Raw genomic sequence first — 15742 nt, 5'->3', positions numbered from 1 at the left:
CCAGAACAGGCAAGGAATCACCCGGTTTATGAGCACTATCCGCGAGCGCAACAAACAACTGATCCTGCGTGCCGCCAGTGAGGAATTCGCCGACAAAGGCTTCGCTGCGACCAAAACCAGCGACATCGCAGCCAAGGCGGGATTGCCCAAGCCCAACGTCTACTACTACTTCAAATCCAAGGAGAACCTCTACCGCGAGGTTCTGGAAAGCATCATCGAGCCCATCCTGCAGGCTTCGACACCGTTCAATCCGGACGGCGAGCCCGGTGAAGTGCTCAGCGGCTACATTCGTTCGAAGATCCGCATCTCCCGCGACCTGCCTTTCGCCTCCAAGGTGTTCGCCAGCGAAATCATGCACGGCGCCCCCCACCTGAGCAGCGATCTGGTCGAGCAGCTCAATGGCCAGGCCAAACACAACATCGAGTGCATCCAGACCTGGATCGACCGCGGGCAAATCGCCCCCATCGACCCCAACCACCTGATGTTCAGCATCTGGGCCGCGACCCAGACCTACGCCGACTTCGACTGGCAAATCACCGCCATCACCGGCAAGGCACGGCTGGATGAAGAAGATTATGAAGCGGCGGCGCAGACGATTATCCGGTTGGTGCTCAAGGGGTGTGAGCCGGAGCGGTAGACCGCATCAAGGCTATTCGCGAGCAAGCCCGCTCCCACATTTGATCTCTATTCTCCTGGCGAAACTCGGTAAAATGTGGGAGCGGGCTTGCTCGCGAATGGCGGCAACCCGGTTTCAGATCAAACCCAGATCGCATCCCACAACGGATAATCACCCAGCTTCTCGACCAGTCCTGCCCGCAATGGGTTAGCCACAACATATCGAGCCAGCTTTACCAGATCGTCATCTTTTCTCAGCGCACGATCATGAAAGCTCGGTTGCCAGAGATTCCCCGTTCTGCCAGTTGCCCTATTGATTGCACGAGTACTCAAGGATTTCGCCTGGCACATCAGCTGCGCAAGCGATCCCTTTTGCAATTGAATCAGCCAATGGAAATGATCCGGCATGACCACCCATGCCAGTGTGTCGGCAAAGCCGTCATCCTGTGTTTGCCTGAATTGGTGAACAACCAGTCTGCCAAGGGTGTAATCCCTGAAAACAGGTTCTCGTTTCAGGGTATTGGCAGTCAGTAGGTAAATGCGGTTTTGCTCGGCGTAGCGGCCGATGCGCAGGCGGTGTGATGCTGACAGCTCAGGCATTCCCTTGCCCTCTCTCATGTTGAAGTCATGGAAAGGCTAGTTCAGCGACTACAGGATTGTGGGGGGAGACCTTTAGCTGGATGTGTCTGGAAGATTGCCTTCGCGAGCAAGCCCGCTCCCACACTTGATCGCTGACGTTCACAAAATTTGTGTACGCAAAAAATCCAATGTGGGAGCGGGCTTGCTCGCGAAAGCGGTAGTTCAGTCAGCGAAGATCAAGCCGCCACCCCCGCATCCGCCACCAACCCCAACGCCTCGATCGCATTGATCGCGCACTGCTCGTCGACATCCGACAGATCGCCGCTGATCCCCACCGCTCCCAGCACGTTCCCGTCCTGATCGCGAACCAGCACACCACCCGGTGCCGGCACGACGCTGCCCTGCCCCAGGCTGTTCAACGCGGCGATAAACGCCGGGCGTTGCTGGGCGTCCAGCGCCAGCAGGCGTGAACCCTTGCCCAGGGCGATGGCGCCCCAGGCTTTGCCGATGGCGACGTGCGGGCGCAGCAGGCTGGCGCCGTCTTCGCGTTGCAGGGCGATCAGATGCCCGCCGGCATCCAGTACCGCAATGGTCAAGGGTGCCGCAGAGATTGCACGCCCTGCGGTGATGGCCTCGTTGACCAGGTTGACTGCGACTTTCAAGGTTAAAGCGCTCATGGTGCCGTCCTCATTTTGTTTTTCGGAAAGTCGGTGGGCTGCGCGCTTGCGCCGCAGCCAGATGCAACAAATAGAACACAATGAATTATTTTTTTGTATACAATAATTCTCGAAAGGCGCCACATGCGACGAAAAGCCACAGCAGAACGGGCTTCCGACGAATGAAACAAGCGCTTGAGAAAATGGATTGACCTGCGCCGTCCGCCGTGAATACACTCTGCGCAAAGCCACTTGTATACAATTACAAAACGTAAAGAGGCACAAAACCATGAGCAAAATGAGAGCAATCGAAGCCGCCGTTCTGGTGATGCGCCGTGAAGGGGTCGATACCGCTTTTGGCATCCCGGGTGCCGCCATCAACCCGCTGTACTCCGCCCTGCAAAAGGTCGGCGGCATCGATCACGTACTCGCTCGCCACGTTGAAGGCGCCTCGCACATGGCCGAGGGCTACACCCGCACCAAGGCCGGCAACATCGGCGTGTGCATCGGTACTTCCGGCCCTGCCGGCACCGACATGGTCACCGGGCTCTACAGCGCTTCGGCCGACTCGATTCCAATCCTTTGCATTACCGGCCAGGCACCCCGCGCCCGTATGCACAAGGAAGACTTCCAGGCTGTCGACATCACCACCATCGTCAAGCCAGTGACCAAGTGGGCAACCACCGTCATGGAACCGGGCCAGGTGCCTTACGCGTTCCAGAAAGCCTTTTATGAAATGCGCTCCGGCCGGCCAGGCCCGGTGTTGATCGACCTGCCGTTCGACGTGCAGATGGCCGAAATCGAATTCGACATCGATGCTTACCAGCCGCTGCCATTGGCCAAGCCGAGCGCTACCCGCGTCCAGGTTGAAAAAGCCTTGGCCATGCTGGATCAGGCCGAGCGTCCATTGCTGGTCGCCGGTGGTGGCATCATCAACGCCGATGCCAGCGATCTGCTGGTCGAGTTCGCTGAGTTGACCGGCATCCCGGTCATCCCGACCCTGATGGGCTGGGGCACCATTCCGGACGATCACCCGCTGATGGTGGGCATGGTTGGCTTGCAGACCTCGCACCGCTACGGCAACGCGACCATGCTGAAATCCGACGTGGTTCTGGGTATCGGTAACCGTTGGGCCAACCGTCACACCGGTTCGGTCGACGTCTACACCGAAGGCCGCAAGTTCATTCACGTCGACATCGAAGGCACTCAGATCGGCCGCGTGTTCACGCCGGATCTGGGCATCGTTTCCGACGCCGCTGCCGCGCTGACCGTGTTCATCGAAGTCGCTCGCGAATGGCAAGCCGCCGGCAAGCTGAAGAACCGCAGCGCCTGGCTGCAAGACTGCCAGCAGCGTAAAGCCAGCCTGCAGCGCAAGACTCACTTCGACAACGTGCCGGTCAAGCCGCAACGCGTTTACGAAGAAATGAACCAGGTGTTCGGCAAAGACACCTGCTACGTCAGCACCATCGGTCTGTCGCAGATTGCCGGCGCGCAGTTCCTGCACGTCTACAAGCCGCGCCACTGGATCAACTGCGGCCAGGCAGGCCCGTTGGGCTGGACCATTCCGGCAGCACTGGGCGTGGTCAAGGCTGATCCGAACCGTAAAGTCGTGGCCCTGTCGGGGGACTATGACTTCCAGTTCATGATCGAGGAGTTGGCGGTTGGCGCGCAGTTCAAGCTGCCGTACATACATGTTGTCGTGAACAACTCGTACCTGGGCCTGATCCGTCAGGCCCAGCGCGGTTTCGACATGGACTACTGCGTGCAGCTGTCCTTCGACAACCTGAACGCGCCGGAACTCAACGGCTACGGTGTGGACCACGTCGCCGTTGCCGAAGGCCTCGGCTGCAAGGCACTGCGCGTATTCGAACCGGCTCAGATCCAGCCTGCCCTGCGCAAGGCCCAGGAGCTGATCGAAGAGTTCAAGGTTCCGGTGATCGTCGAGATCATCCTGGAGCGCGTGACCAACATTTCCATGGGTACCGAGATCAACGCCGTCAACGAATTCGAAGACCTGGCGCTGGTCGGCGACGACGCACCGACTGCGATTTCGTTGCTCGACTGATCCGCTTGATGCCCCTGTAGGAGCTGCCGCAGGCTGCGATCTTTTGATCTTTTGTTTTGAAGATCAAGATCAAAAGATCGCAGCCTTCGGCAGCTCCTACACAGGGCCATCATCATTAATTTGCAACGGGAGACCACCATGCCGCGTTTCGCAGCCAACCTGTCCATGCTGTTCACCGAACAGGACTTTCTCGCCCGTTTCGAAGCGGCCGCCAAGGCCGGCTTCAGTGGTGTCGAATACCTGTTCCCGTACGACTTCAGCTCCGCCGAAATCAAGGCCCAGCTCGACGCACACGGCCTGACCCAAGTGCTGTTCAACCTGCCGGCCGGTGACTGGGCCAAGGGCGAGCGCGGTATCGCGTGCCTGCCGGACCGGGTCGAAGAGTTCCGTGCCGGTGTCGACCTGGCCATCGCTTACGCGCAAGTGCTGGGCAACACCCAGGTCAACTGCCTGGCCGGTATTCGTCCGCAGGGCTTTGACGATGCCACCGTGGAGAAAACCTTCGTCGCTAACCTCAAGTACGCGGCCGACAAGCTGCAAGCAGCGGGCATCAAGCTGGTGATGGAAGCGATCAACACCCGTGACATTCCAGGTTTCTACCTGAACAACACGGCGCAAGCCCTGTCGATTCGCGAACAGGTCGGCAGCGCCAACCTGTTCCTGCAATACGACATCTACCACATGCAAATCATGGAAGGCGATCTGGCCCGCACCCTGCAATCGCACCTGGGCGAGATCAACCACGTGCAGCTCGCGGACAACCCGGGGCGCAACGAACCAGGTACCGGTGAAATCAACTACCGCTTCCTGTTCGAACACCTGGACCGCATCGGTTACCAGGGCTGGGTCGGCTGCGAATACAAGCCGCTGACCACCACTGAAGCGGGCCTGGGCTGGTTGAAAACCCATAACGCAATCTGATCAAACACATTTATCACTGTAGGAGCTGCCGAAGGCTGCGATCTTTTGATCTTGCTTTTATGTAGCTCTGAAAAGATCGCAGCCTTCGGCAGCTCCTACGGCTGTTTATAACAAGAGGATTTTCTCATGGCTAAAATCGGATTTATCGGCACCGGCATCATGGGCCACCCAATGGCGGCGAACCTGCAGAAAGCCGGTCACAGCCTGTTCCTGTCGGCGCACCACGACCCTGCGCCTGCCGACCTGGTCGCCGCTGGCGCCGTTGCCCTGGCGAACCCGAAAGAAGTTGCCCAGGAAGCCGAGTTCATCATCGTCATGGTGCCCGATACCCCGCAGGTCGATGACGTGCTGTTCCGTGCCGACGGCATCGCTGCCGGCGTGGGCAAAGGCAAAGTGGTCATCGACATGAGCTCGATCTCGCCGACTGCCACCAAGGCTTTCGCGGCCAAAATCAACGAAAAAGGCGCGCAATACCTCGACGCCCCGGTATCCGGCGGTGAAGTCGGCGCCAAGGCTGCGACCCTGAGCATCATGGTCGGCGGCGATGCCGACGCCTTCGAACGCGCCTTGCCGCTGTTCCAGGCCATGGGCAAGAACATCACCCTGGTCGGTGGCAACGGCGACGGTCAAACCGCCAAGGTGGCCAACCAGATCATCGTGGCCCTGAACATCCAGGCCGTGGCTGAAGCTCTGCTGTTCGCTTCGAAAAACGGTGCCGATCCAGCCAAGGTGCGTGAAGCACTGATGGGCGGTTTCGCGTCCTCGAAGATCCTCGAAGTGCACGGCGAGCGCATGATCAAGGGCACCTTCGATCCAGGCTTCCGCATCAGCCTGCACCAGAAGGACCTGAATCTGGCCCTGCAAGGCGCCAAGGAGCTGAACATCAACCTGCCGAACACCGCCAACACCCAGCAAGTGTTCAGCACCTGCGCGGCCATCGGTGGCAGCAACTGGGACCACTCGGCGCTGATCAAGGGCCTGGAACACATGGCGAACTTCTCGATTCGCAAGTAGGAGCTGCCGAAGGCTGCGATCTTTTGATCTTGATCTGACATCTCTCCGCATACAGCGTTATCCGCAACAAGATCGCAGCCTGCGGCAGCTCCTACAGGATCCGGTTCATCCCACCAAATGGGTAACCGACCCAGAGTTGCCGCAGGTTGCGTTCCCCCAATAACAAGAATTCCGGGAGCCCGCCATGTCGGTCGATCCGCAACAATTGCTGCGCGAGCTGTTTGCCACAGCCATCGACGCGGCGCATCCGCAACAAGTCCTCGAAGCCCATCTGCCTGCCGACCGCAGCGGTCGTGTAATCGTCATTGGCGCCGGCAAAGCCGCAGCCGCCATGGCACAGGTGGTCGAGCGCTGCTGGCAGGGTGAAATCTGCGGCCTGGTGGTGACCCGTTACGGTCACGGCGCACCTTGCGAAAAAATCGAAGTGGTCGAAGCCGCGCATCCGGTGCCTGATGCCGCTGGCCTGGCCGTGGCCAAGCGCGTGCTGGAACTGGTCAGCGACCTGAACGAATCCGACCGCGTGATCTTCCTGCTCTCCGGTGGTGGCTCTGCCCTCCTGGCACTGCCGGCCGAAGGCATCACCCTGGCCGACAAGCAGTCGATCAACAAAGCCCTGCTCAAATCCGGCGCGACCATCGGCGAGATGAACTGCGTGCGCAAGCACCTCTCGGCGATCAAGGGCGGCCGCCTGGGCAAAGCCTGCTGGCCTGCCACGGTCTACACCTATGCGATTTCCGATGTGCCGGGCGACCTCGCCACGGTCATCGCCTCCGGCCCTACCGTGGCCGACCCGAGCACGTCGGCCGAAGCGCTGGCGATCCTCAAACGCTACGCCATCGAGGTTCCGGCCTCGGTGCGCACCTGGCTGCAAAGCCCCGAGTCGGAGACCGTCAAACCCGGCGACCCGAGCCTGGCCCGCAGTCATTTCCAGTTGATCGCCCGTCCGCAGCAATCCCTTGAAGCGGCGGCAGTGAAATGCCGTCAGGCCGGGTTCAGTCCGCTGATCCTCGGCGACCTTGAAGGCGAATCCCGCGAGGTGGCGAAAGTCCACGCCGGCATCGCACGGCAGATCGTCCTGCATGGCCAGCCGCTGGCGGCGCCATGCGTGATTCTCTCTGGCGGTGAAACCACCGTGACCGTGCGCGGCAATGGCCGTGGCGGACGCAATGCCGAGTTCCTGCTGAGCCTGACCGACAGCCTCAAGGGCTTGCCCGGTGTCTACGCGCTGGCCGGTGACACCGACGGCATCGACGGTTCCGAAGACAACGCCGGCGCGATCATGACCCCGGACAGTTACGCCCGTGCTGCCGCCCTGGGCCTGAGCGCCAGCGACGAGTTGGACAACAACAACGGTTACGGCTACTTCGAGGCGCTGGACGCCCTGATCGTCACCGAGCCGACCCGTACCAACGTCAACGACTTCCGCGCCATTCTGATCCTTGAGAGCACTAAACATGACGCCTGATAAAAAGGTCAAAATCCTCGCCACGCTCGGCCCGGCCACCGACGGCATCGACGCCATCCGTGAGCTGGTGCTGGCCGGGGTCAACATCTTCCGCCTGAACTTCAGCCATGGCGATCACGCCGACCACGCCCAGCGTTTTCAGTGGATTCGTGAAGTCGAGCGCCAGCTCAATTATCCATTGGGCATCCTGATGGACCTGCAAGGCCCGAAACTGCGGGTCGGCAAGTTCGCCGAAGGCAAGGTGCAACTGGTACGCGGCCAGGCCTTGCGCCTGGACCTCGATGCCACGCCGGGCGATGAGCGCCGGGTCAACCTGCCCCACCCGGAAATCATCGCCGCACTGGAGCCGGGCATGGACCTGCTGCTGGACGACGGCAAGTTGCGTCTGCGGGTAGTGACCAAGTACGCCGACGCCATCGACACCACCGTGCTCAACGGCGGCGAACTGTCGGACCGCAAAGGCGTGAACGTACCGCAAGCGGTGCTCGACCTGAGCCCGCTGACCGCCAAGGATCGCCGCGACTTGACCTTCGGTCTGGAGCTCGGTGTGGACTGGGTGGCGCTGTCATTCGTGCAACGTCCCGATGACATCCGTGAAGCCCGCTCCCTGATCGGCGACAAGGCGTTCCTGATGGCCAAGATCGAGAAGCCCTCGGCCGTCGAACAACTGCGCGAGATCGCCGAACTGTGCGACGCGATCATGGTCGCCCGGGGTGACCTGGGCGTGGAAGTGCCGGCCGAAAGCGTGCCGCAGATCCAGAAGAACATCATCAGCACCTGCCGTCAGCTCGGCAAACCGGTGGTGGTGGCAACCCAGATGCTGGAGTCGATGCGCTTCTCACCGGCGCCAACCCGCGCCGAAGTCACCGATGTGGCCAATGCCGTGGCCGAAGGCGCGGACGCGGTGATGCTGTCGGCGGAAACCGCGTCCGGCGAATACCCGCTCGAAGCCGTGCAGATGATGAGCAAGATCATCCGCCAGGTGGAAAACGGTCCGGACTATCAGACTCAACTCGACGTCAGCCGACCGAAAGCCGAGGCGACTGTTTCCGACGCGATCAGCTGCGCCATTCGCCGCATCAGCAACGTGCTGCCGGTGGCGGTGCTGGTGAACTACAGCGAGTCCGGCGCTTCGAGCCTGCGTGCGGCGCGGGAGCGGCCGACGGTGCCGATCCTCAACCTGACGCCGAACCTGCAGACCGCCCGTCGCCTTAGCGTGGCGTGGGGTGTGCACTCAGTGGTCAACGATCGTCTGCGTCAGGTCGATGAAGTCTGCTCGACAGCACTGGAGATCGCACAGGCCCAGGGCATGGCACAGCGTGGCGACACGCTGTTGATCACAGCAGGTGTGCCCTTTGGCCAGCCGGGGTCGACTAACTCACTACGTATCGAGACATTGATCTAGCGCCCATACCGGCCTCTTCGCGAGCAAGCCCGCTCCCACAGTTGATCTGTGTGCACCACAGAATCAATGACTGAACAAAGATTCAATGTGGGAGCGGGCTTGCTCGCGAAGCAGGCGACACGATTCACCGGAAACACCACAGACCTCATCATGCCTGCCAACCATTTCAACACCCACTGCCCCGACTGGGCCGAAGCATTGCTCAACGGCTTCAGCCAGATCTTTCTCCAGCGCAATCCGCTGTGCGGCCTGCTGTGCGTCCTGGCCATTTTGTTCACTGCGCCCGCCTTGCTTGGCGGCGCCTTGCTCGGCGGTGTCGCCGGCCTGCTCACCGCGCAACGCCGCAACTATGCCAAGGCTGATCGTCAGGCCGGGTTGTTCAGCTACAACGGCGTGCTGCTCGGACTGTTACTGAGCCTGTATTTCCCCTGGTCGGCGATGATGCCGCCACTGATTCTGGCCGCCGGAGGCCTGAGCGCGATGGTCACCCAACAGTGGCTCAAGCGGGTCCGGTTCAGCCAATGCCTGCCGGCCTACACCGCGCCCTTCGTCGGACTGGGCTGGTTGCTGCTGTGCTTCGCCACGCCCTCGACAGAGCCGCATTTGATCGAAGTCAGCACCCTGAACATGCTCGCAGCGCCACTCAAAGGCGTTGGCCAGGTGATGTTCCTCGGTCATCCGCTGGCCGGTGCGATGATTGCCGCCGGTCTGCTGATCGCTGATCGCCGCGCCTTCTGCTGGGCGTTGTTGGCCTCTGTCGCGGGCATGGGCTGGAGCCTGTTGCACCACGATTTCTATACCGCACTGCTCGGCCTCGGTGGCTATAACGCCGTGCTGGCCGCCCTCGCCTTCAGCTCGCAGCGTCGCCAACCGTGGCTGCCATTGGTAGGCATCGGCCTGGCGCTGTTGCTGACGCCGGTGTTTGCCGCCATCGGTCTGCCCACACTGACCGCTCCGTTCATTCTTGCCGGCTGGCTGATTCGCAGCGTTGTTCAAATGTTCGGCAAAGCCACGGTCGAAAGCGCGCCTTGCGCTCCCGGGGAGAATCAACCTAGGCTGCGCTGATTTGCGGCCAAGGCGATGTGCATGAACAGCAACGACACGTGGCGTAACCGCCTGTACGTGATTATTTTCCAGACCGACACCGTTGCCGGTCGACGCTTCGACTCCACCCTGCTGCTGATCATCCTCGCCAGCCTGGTGGTGGTGATCCTGGACAGCATCGATGACGTCCACCAGAACTACGCCAGCCTGCTGGCGTACATCGAGTGGGGCTTCACGGTGATCTTCCTCGGCGAGTACATCCTGCGCCTGTACTGCTCGCCCAAGCCCCTGCGCTATGCCTTCAGTTTCTAAGGGCTGGTGGACCTGCTGGCCATCGTGCCCGGCATCCTCGCGCTGTACTACAGCGATGCCCAGTACCTGCTGATCATCCGGGTCATCCGGATGCTGCGGATCTTCCGCGTGCTCAAGCTTGGCCCGTACCTCAAGCAAGCCCACTACCTGCTCGATGCCCTGCGTGGCAGCAAGCAGAAAATCCTCGTGTTCCTGCTCAGCGTCTGCACTCTGGTCATCGTGTTCGGCACCCTGATGTATGTGGTCGAAGGCCCGCAACATGGCTTCACCAGCATTCCCAAGGGCATTTACTGGGCTATCGTGACCCTGACCACCGTCGGTTACGGCGACATCGTGCCCAAGACTGCACTGGGCCAGGTCATCTCGTCGATGGTGATGATCACCGGTTACTCGATCATTGCCGTGCCCACCGGGATTTTCACCGCCGAACTGGCCACGGCCATGCGTGGCGGCCAGCAGCATCGCGACTGCCCGGTGTGTGCCAAGGACAGCCATGAACCCGAGGCGTCGTTCTGCTCACGTTGTGGCAATGCACTGTTCAAAAAACTGGAATAAGCAAAGAGCTTTTTAATCTTTAAGGGACTAAACGAGCCCGGCTATAGTCGACACCTCGTTGATAACTAATAAATAAGCCGTAGGAGCTGCCGTAGGCTGCGATCTTTTGATCTTGAAAATCAAAGTCAAAAGATCGCAGCCTACGGCAGCTCCTACATCAAAAGGAATTCGCAGTGAAAAAACTCTTTGGCGCCTCGCTTCTCGCCGCTGGCCTGGCCCTGGGCAACATCGCCCAGGCCGCACCGACCCTGCTCAACGTTTCCTACGACGTGATGCGAGATTTCTACAAGGACTACAACACTGCGTTCCAGAAACACTGGCAAGCCGAGCACAACGAAAACATCGTCCTGCAAATGTCCTTCGGCGGCTCCAGCAAACAGGCGCGTTCGGTCATCGACGGCCTGCCGGCCGATGTCATCACCATGAACATGGCCACCGACATCAACGCCCTGGCGGACAACGGCAAACTGGTCCCGGACAACTGGGTCACGCGCCTGCCGAACAACAGCGCGCCGTTCACCTCGGCCACCGTGTTCATCGTGCGCAAGGGCAACCCGAAAGCCCTGAAAGACTGGCCTGACCTGCTCAAGGATGGCGTCCAGGTCATCGTCCCGAACCCGAAAACGTCCGGTAACGGTCGCTATACCTACCTCTCGGCCTGGGGCTACGTGCTGAAAAACGGCGGCGACGAGAACAAGGCCAAAGACTTCGTCGGCAAGCTGTTCAAGCAAGCGCCGGTGCTCGATACCGGTGGCCGTGCCGCCACCACCACCTTCATGACCAACCAGATCGGCGACGTGCTGGTGACCTTCGAGAACGAAGCGGAAATGATCGCCCGCGAGTTCGGCCGTGATCAGTTCGAAGTCATCTACCCAAGCGTTTCCGCCGAAGCCGAGCCACCGGTGTCGGTGGTCGACAAGACCGTCGACAAGAAAGGCACCCGTGCAGCGGCCGAGGAATACCTGAAGTACCTGTGGTCGCCGGAAGGCCAGGAGATTGCCGCGGCGAACTACCTGCGCCCGCGTGACCCGGCCGTGCTGGCCAAGTACACCGACCGCTTCCCGAAAGTGGACTTCCTGTCGGTGGAGAAAACCTTCGGTGACTGGCGCACAGTGCAGAAGACCCACTTCAATGATGGCGGGGTTTTCGACCAGGTCTATAGCGGTCAGTAATTACCTGAACACTGCAACTCCTGTGGGAGCGAGCTTGCTCGCGATGGCGTCATGGCAGTCAACGATGATGTTGACTGTACAAATGTCATCGCGAGCAAGCTCGCTCCCACAGTTTTTCACCTGCTGTTTCAGCTCAGGTTGCCGCAGAAAATATTCTGGTTTCCGTTGGCCGGGCTTTCACGCACAACCAACGAATACCCGCCCGCTCGAAGTGTTTCGTAGGCGACCGGTGCGCTTTTCCAGAAGTACTGGTGCGACGCCGCTGAATAGAAGCGCGCATTCGGACCGTCGTTCATGTCATAGGCCGGTTTCGCACCCAGGCTCGCACAGCTTCCCGGATAGATATAAGCCTGCAAACGGCCCGGCAAAGCACTGCCCATGCTTTCGCCACTGACCGCGAACCAGAACACCGTTGCATTACCGTCGGACATCATGATGGGCCGGGCGATATTCCCGGCATTGATGGAAGTAGCGTTCAGGGGAACGTTGGTGACCTGACGATCAGGCACCGTCGAGCACCCGGAGATCGACCCAACCGCTACCACCAACGCCAGCGAAGATACGATTTTCATCGTGATACTCCCGCTTGAAAGGACGCGTTGAAGTGATCCCCCTGTTGATTCTAGTTGTCAGGCAAATGTGGGCATTTCTTCGGATAGTCGGTCAGACCTGCAAAGACTACATCGGCGGCGTCACGCCATCCTTGCCCGCCGAGATGGATTGAGCGGTGAGCGTGCCGTCAGCGCCCTGGGTCACAAAGGTCACGATCTTCACGCCCACTTTCAACAGGCTGCGATCCGCCGGTATCAGGTTGACAAGTGAATGTATCATTCACCTCCATAGTTCTGACGCAAGGCTCTTCGACGGGCGACACACGCGTTCGTCAGTCATTCCGCAATGGAATGATTGCTATCACTCCAATCCCGCTTCCGCCGTTTCAGTCAGCCCATTAGCCTGCGCGCATTCCTTTCCGTACAGCGAGACCCGTTATGAACCCAGCGACCCAGGTGTCCCACGACACCGCGACAATGACCCGAGGCATGGTGCTGCTGTTCGCCTTCTGCTGCGGCGCGATTGTCGCCAACATCTACTACGCCCAGCCGATCATCGGCCTGATCGCTCCGGACATCGGCCTGACCAACACCATGGCCAGCCTGATCGTTTCCCTGACCCAGATCGGCTATGCGCTGGGGCTGTTTTTCCTGGTGCCGCTGGGGGATCTGCTGGAGAACCGCCGACTGATGATCATCACCACGCTGGTGGCGATTGTCAGCCTGCTGGGGGCGGCGTTCACCGATCAGCCGAACGTGTTTTTGTTGATTTCGCTGTTGGTGGGGTTCAGTTCGGTGTCGGTGCAGATCCTGATTCCACTGGCCGCGCACCTGGCGCCGGAAGAAACCCGTGGCCGTGTGGTGGGCGGGATCATGGGCGGTTTGTTGCTCGGCATTCTGCTGGCCCGGCCGGTGTCCAGCGTGGTGGCCGACCACTTCGGCTGGCGGGCGATGTTCATGATTGCCGCGGTGTTGATGGCGGCCATCAGCATCGTGCTGGCCGTGACCATTCCCAAGCGTGAACCTGATCACAGCGCGTCCTATGGCCAATTGCTGGGCTCGCTGTGGACGCTGTTGCGCAAACAACCGGTGCTGCGCCAGCGGGCGTTTTACCAGGGCTGCATGTTTGCCACCTTCAGCCTGTTCTGGACTGCCGTGCCACTGGAACTGGCACGCAATCACGGTTTGTCGCAAAGCGAGATCGCGATTTTCGCCCTGGTGGGCGCCATCGGCGCGATTGCCGCGCCCATCGCCGGACGCCTGGCCGATGCCGGTCATACCCGCATCGCGTCATTGCTGGCCCTGCTGTTCGCCAGCCTGAGTTTCATACCGGCGTTTATCCATCCGGCCTACAGCGTCATCGGCCTGGCGGTGACCGGCGTGGTGCTCGACTTCTGCGTGCAAATGAACATGGTCCTGGGCCAACGTGCGGTCTACACCCTCGACGGCAAAAGCCGCAGCCGCCTGAATGCGCTGTACATGACCAGCATCTTCATCGGCGGCGCCTTCGGCTCTTCGGTGGCCAGCGTGGTGTACGAACACGGCGGCTGGTTGTGGATCGTGATCGTCGGCAGCGCATTTCCGCTGTTGGCGTTGCTGCGGTTTTTGAGTGTTTCGCCGAAGGCTTCATTGGCGACGGCTTAAGGCCTCAAAAGCTTCGCGGGCAAGCCCGCTCCCACAGGTTTTTCGCCAACCTTGTGGGAGCGGGCTTGCCCGCGAAGGCGATCTGACTGAGACAACTTATTGCCGAACCAACTTCTCCATCGCCGCATCCGCCAGAAAGGAGGAGCGGCTTTTGACATTGTGCTCGCGCACATAGCGGTCGATGCGCTGGATCACATAGCCGGGCAGCGTGACGTTGACCTTCTCGGTCTTGCCCATGTACGGCGAGATGTCCAGTTCCAGCATGCCCCAGCCCATGTCGGCGAATTCCGGATTGCCGCGGTGCAATGCCGCCGAAGTCGGCATCGGAATCGTATCGCCGTCCGCCGCCATCTCCTGCAGCATGATGTGGGCAATTTCGACAGCTGCGTTGTAAGCCTCTTCAAAGGTATCCCCGGCGGTCACCGCACCTGGAATATCGGGGATCTGGATACCGATGGCGGTGTTCTCGTCGCCCCATTCGATACAGATTGGATATTGCATTATGGATCTCCTGCGTAACTGGCTGGCGGGCAGTAAAGCCCGGCTCGCCGCCTGATGCTCTTGACCGTCCCGATCGGTAAATCCTTTTTTGGATGAGGGACGGGAATGGTGTACGGGTTGTAAGGGTGCGTGAAGATGTGATGACTGCCAGTGACCCGGTCCAGGGTCCAACCCGCTTCCACCAACTCCTTGATCAATAGCCTGCTCTGCACCACCAGCCTCCTTGCTTGGCAAAAACAAAAATAACCCTAGAGTTATCTTTACTCAAGCACAAAAAACCGAAGTGCGACGTCCGGTTGTTTTACAGAGTGTGATGAAAGCCCTGCCATTCCCGATTACACTCAGCGTCCAGAGCCTGAAGCGATGCTGGATGCGAATCGCGGCTGACCCGTTCAAGTGCCGCCCGGCCGGCGGCATGCCCTTACAAGGAGTTGCCATGACCCGACGTACCTTTCTCATCACCGGCGCCAGCAAAGGCATTGGCCGGGCGGTGGCCGAGCACCTGGACCGGGCCGGTCATCGTGTGGTGGGCATTGCCCGCAAACCCGACCTGACGTTCCCGGGCATCCTGTTTCCGCTGGACCTGAGCGACCGCAAGCTGACCCGAGAAGTGCTGGAGGAGTTGGCCAGGGTCTACGAGTTCGATGGATTGGTGAACAACGTCGGCCTGGTGCGTGCGCAAGCGCTCGGCGAAATCGATCTGGATACCTTTGACGACGTGATGCGGGTCAATCTGCATTCGGCCTTGCAGGCCACTCAGGCGCTGTTGCCGAACATGCGCGCCAAGGGTTGGGGCCGGGTGGTCAACATCTCCAGCCTGACGGTACTCGGGATTACCCAGCGCACGGCGTATGCGGCGGCAAAGGCTGCGCTGGTCAGCTTCACCCGCTCGTGGGCGCTGGAGCTGGCGCAAAGTGGTATCACGGTAAACGCCGTGGCGCCGGGGCCGACCGAAACCGAACTGTTCCGCGCCAACAATCCGCCGGGCAGTGAAGGTGAAGCGCGGTATCTGGCCAGCGTGCCGATGGGTCGCCTGGGACAACCACAGGAAATCGCCTCGGCGATTACGTTTCTGTTGTCGGAGCAAAGCGGGTTCATCACCGGACAGACGCTGTTTGTCGATGGTGGTGCTTCGGTGGGCAAGGCTGCTTTCTAACTAACCAACACCCATCCAATGTGGGAGCGAGCTTGCTCGCAATAGCGGACTGTCAGCCACATCAATGGTGAAGGTACTGCCGTCATC

Annotated in this window: 15 protein-coding genes and 2 pseudogenes; 11 read left to right on the top strand and 6 right to left on the bottom strand. The window is 60.3% G+C overall.

From position 1 onward, the window contains the following. Window positions 1–28 precede the first annotated feature (28 nt). A complete protein-coding gene (locus AC3IP0_RS08420; RefSeq protein WP_015096199.1) occupies window positions 29–637 on the top strand; it encodes a TetR/AcrR family transcriptional regulator in 609 nt (202 codons plus the stop codon). Window positions 638–756: 119 nt separating this feature from the next. Here AC3IP0_RS08420 and AC3IP0_RS08415 read toward each other — a convergent pair whose 3' ends face one another. Continuing rightward, window positions 757–1215 (bottom strand): REP-associated tyrosine transposase, encoded by a 459-nt coding sequence (locus tag AC3IP0_RS08415; RefSeq protein ID WP_489319734.1) that lies wholly within the window; start codon window positions 1213–1215, stop codon window positions 757–759. A gap of 215 nt (window positions 1216–1430) precedes the next feature. Beyond that, a complete protein-coding gene (locus AC3IP0_RS08410; protein ID WP_046037662.1) occupies window positions 1431–1871 on the bottom strand; it encodes a GlcG/HbpS family heme-binding protein in 441 nt (146 codons plus the stop codon). Window positions 1872–2139: 268 nt separating this feature from the next. On the opposite strand from AC3IP0_RS08410, the gene gcl reads away from it, so the two are divergent. The 8 genes and pseudogenes from gcl (at window position 2140) to AC3IP0_RS08370 (ending at window position 11803) form a co-directional block, all read left to right on the top strand. Continuing rightward, the gene (gene gcl, locus AC3IP0_RS08405; RefSeq protein ID WP_223447957.1) at window positions 2140–3915 is read left to right on the top strand and encodes a glyoxylate carboligase; all 1776 of its coding nucleotides are present in this window, start codon (window positions 2140–2142) and stop codon (window positions 3913–3915) included. A 138-nt stretch (window positions 3916–4053) separates the two neighbouring features. After that, entirely contained in the window at window positions 4054–4836 is a 783-nt protein-coding gene (gene hyi / locus AC3IP0_RS08400) for a hydroxypyruvate isomerase (protein WP_046037664.1), read from the top strand. Between the two features lie 126 nt (window positions 4837–4962). Beyond that, window positions 4963–5850, top strand: a complete 888-nt coding sequence (locus AC3IP0_RS08395; protein ID WP_477775740.1) for a 2-hydroxy-3-oxopropionate reductase — start codon at window positions 4963–4965, stop codon at window positions 5848–5850. Between the two features lie 184 nt (window positions 5851–6034). After that, window positions 6035–7315 (top strand): glycerate kinase type-2 family protein, encoded by a 1281-nt coding sequence (locus tag AC3IP0_RS08390; RefSeq protein WP_489318901.1) that lies wholly within the window; start codon window positions 6035–6037, stop codon window positions 7313–7315. Continuing rightward, complete coding sequence (gene pyk, locus AC3IP0_RS08385) at window positions 7305–8720, top strand: pyruvate kinase (protein ID WP_489327165.1); 1416 nt, start codon at window positions 7305–7307, stop codon at window positions 8718–8720. Before AC3IP0_RS08390 ends, pyk begins: the two co-directional genes overlap by 11 nt. A 150-nt stretch (window positions 8721–8870) precedes the next feature. Beyond that, a complete protein-coding gene (locus AC3IP0_RS08380; RefSeq protein ID WP_489327164.1) occupies window positions 8871–9785 on the top strand; it encodes an urea transporter in 915 nt (304 codons plus the stop codon). A gap of 21 nt (window positions 9786–9806) precedes the next feature. After that, a pseudogene (locus AC3IP0_RS08375) lies at window positions 9807–10631 on the top strand (ion transporter). 173 nt (window positions 10632–10804) lie between these two features. Next, window positions 10805–11803 carry a sulfate ABC transporter substrate-binding protein gene (locus tag AC3IP0_RS08370; protein ID WP_489318898.1) on the top strand — a complete coding sequence of 333 codons (999 nt, stop codon included), beginning with the start codon at window positions 10805–10807 and terminating at the stop codon, window positions 11801–11803. 128 nt (window positions 11804–11931) lie between these two features. Here AC3IP0_RS08370 and AC3IP0_RS08365 read toward each other — a convergent pair whose 3' ends face one another. Together AC3IP0_RS08365 and AC3IP0_RS08360 are read right to left on the bottom strand one after the other, a co-directional pair. Beyond that, window positions 11932–12375: a hypothetical protein gene (locus AC3IP0_RS08365; protein ID WP_489327162.1), complete on the bottom strand. Its 444-nt coding sequence runs from the start codon at window positions 12373–12375 to the stop codon at window positions 11932–11934. 106 nt (window positions 12376–12481) lie between these two features. After that, window positions 12482–12622: pseudogene (locus AC3IP0_RS08360) on the bottom strand (hypothetical protein); the annotation flags it as partial. A 170-nt stretch (window positions 12623–12792) separates the two neighbouring features. On the opposite strand from AC3IP0_RS08360, the gene AC3IP0_RS08355 reads away from it, so the two are divergent. Then, window positions 12793–13998, top strand: a complete 1206-nt coding sequence (locus AC3IP0_RS08355; protein ID WP_489327161.1) for an MFS transporter — start codon at window positions 12793–12795, stop codon at window positions 13996–13998. Window positions 13999–14094: 96 nt separating this feature from the next. On the opposite strand, the gene AC3IP0_RS08350 is transcribed toward AC3IP0_RS08355, so the two are convergent. Beyond that, window positions 14095–14499: a type II toxin-antitoxin system HicB family antitoxin gene (locus tag AC3IP0_RS08350; protein ID WP_007983297.1), complete on the bottom strand. Its 405-nt coding sequence runs from the start codon at window positions 14497–14499 to the stop codon at window positions 14095–14097. After that, window positions 14499–14711 (bottom strand): type II toxin-antitoxin system HicA family toxin, encoded by a 213-nt coding sequence (locus tag AC3IP0_RS08345; protein ID WP_223447966.1) that lies wholly within the window; start codon window positions 14709–14711, stop codon window positions 14499–14501. The genes AC3IP0_RS08350 and AC3IP0_RS08345 overlap by 1 nt, the downstream gene beginning before the upstream one ends. A 224-nt stretch (window positions 14712–14935) precedes the next feature. Between AC3IP0_RS08345 and AC3IP0_RS08340 the strand changes: the two genes are divergently transcribed. Continuing rightward, entirely contained in the window at window positions 14936–15655 is a 720-nt protein-coding gene (locus AC3IP0_RS08340) for an SDR family oxidoreductase (protein WP_489318895.1), read from the top strand. Window positions 15656–15742: the final 87 nt, after the last annotated feature.

Source organism: Pseudomonas sp. GL_103, from assembly GCF_057835175.1.
Note: the sequence above shows the minus strand (reverse complement) of the source record. Positions and strands in the feature narration are given on the sequence as shown.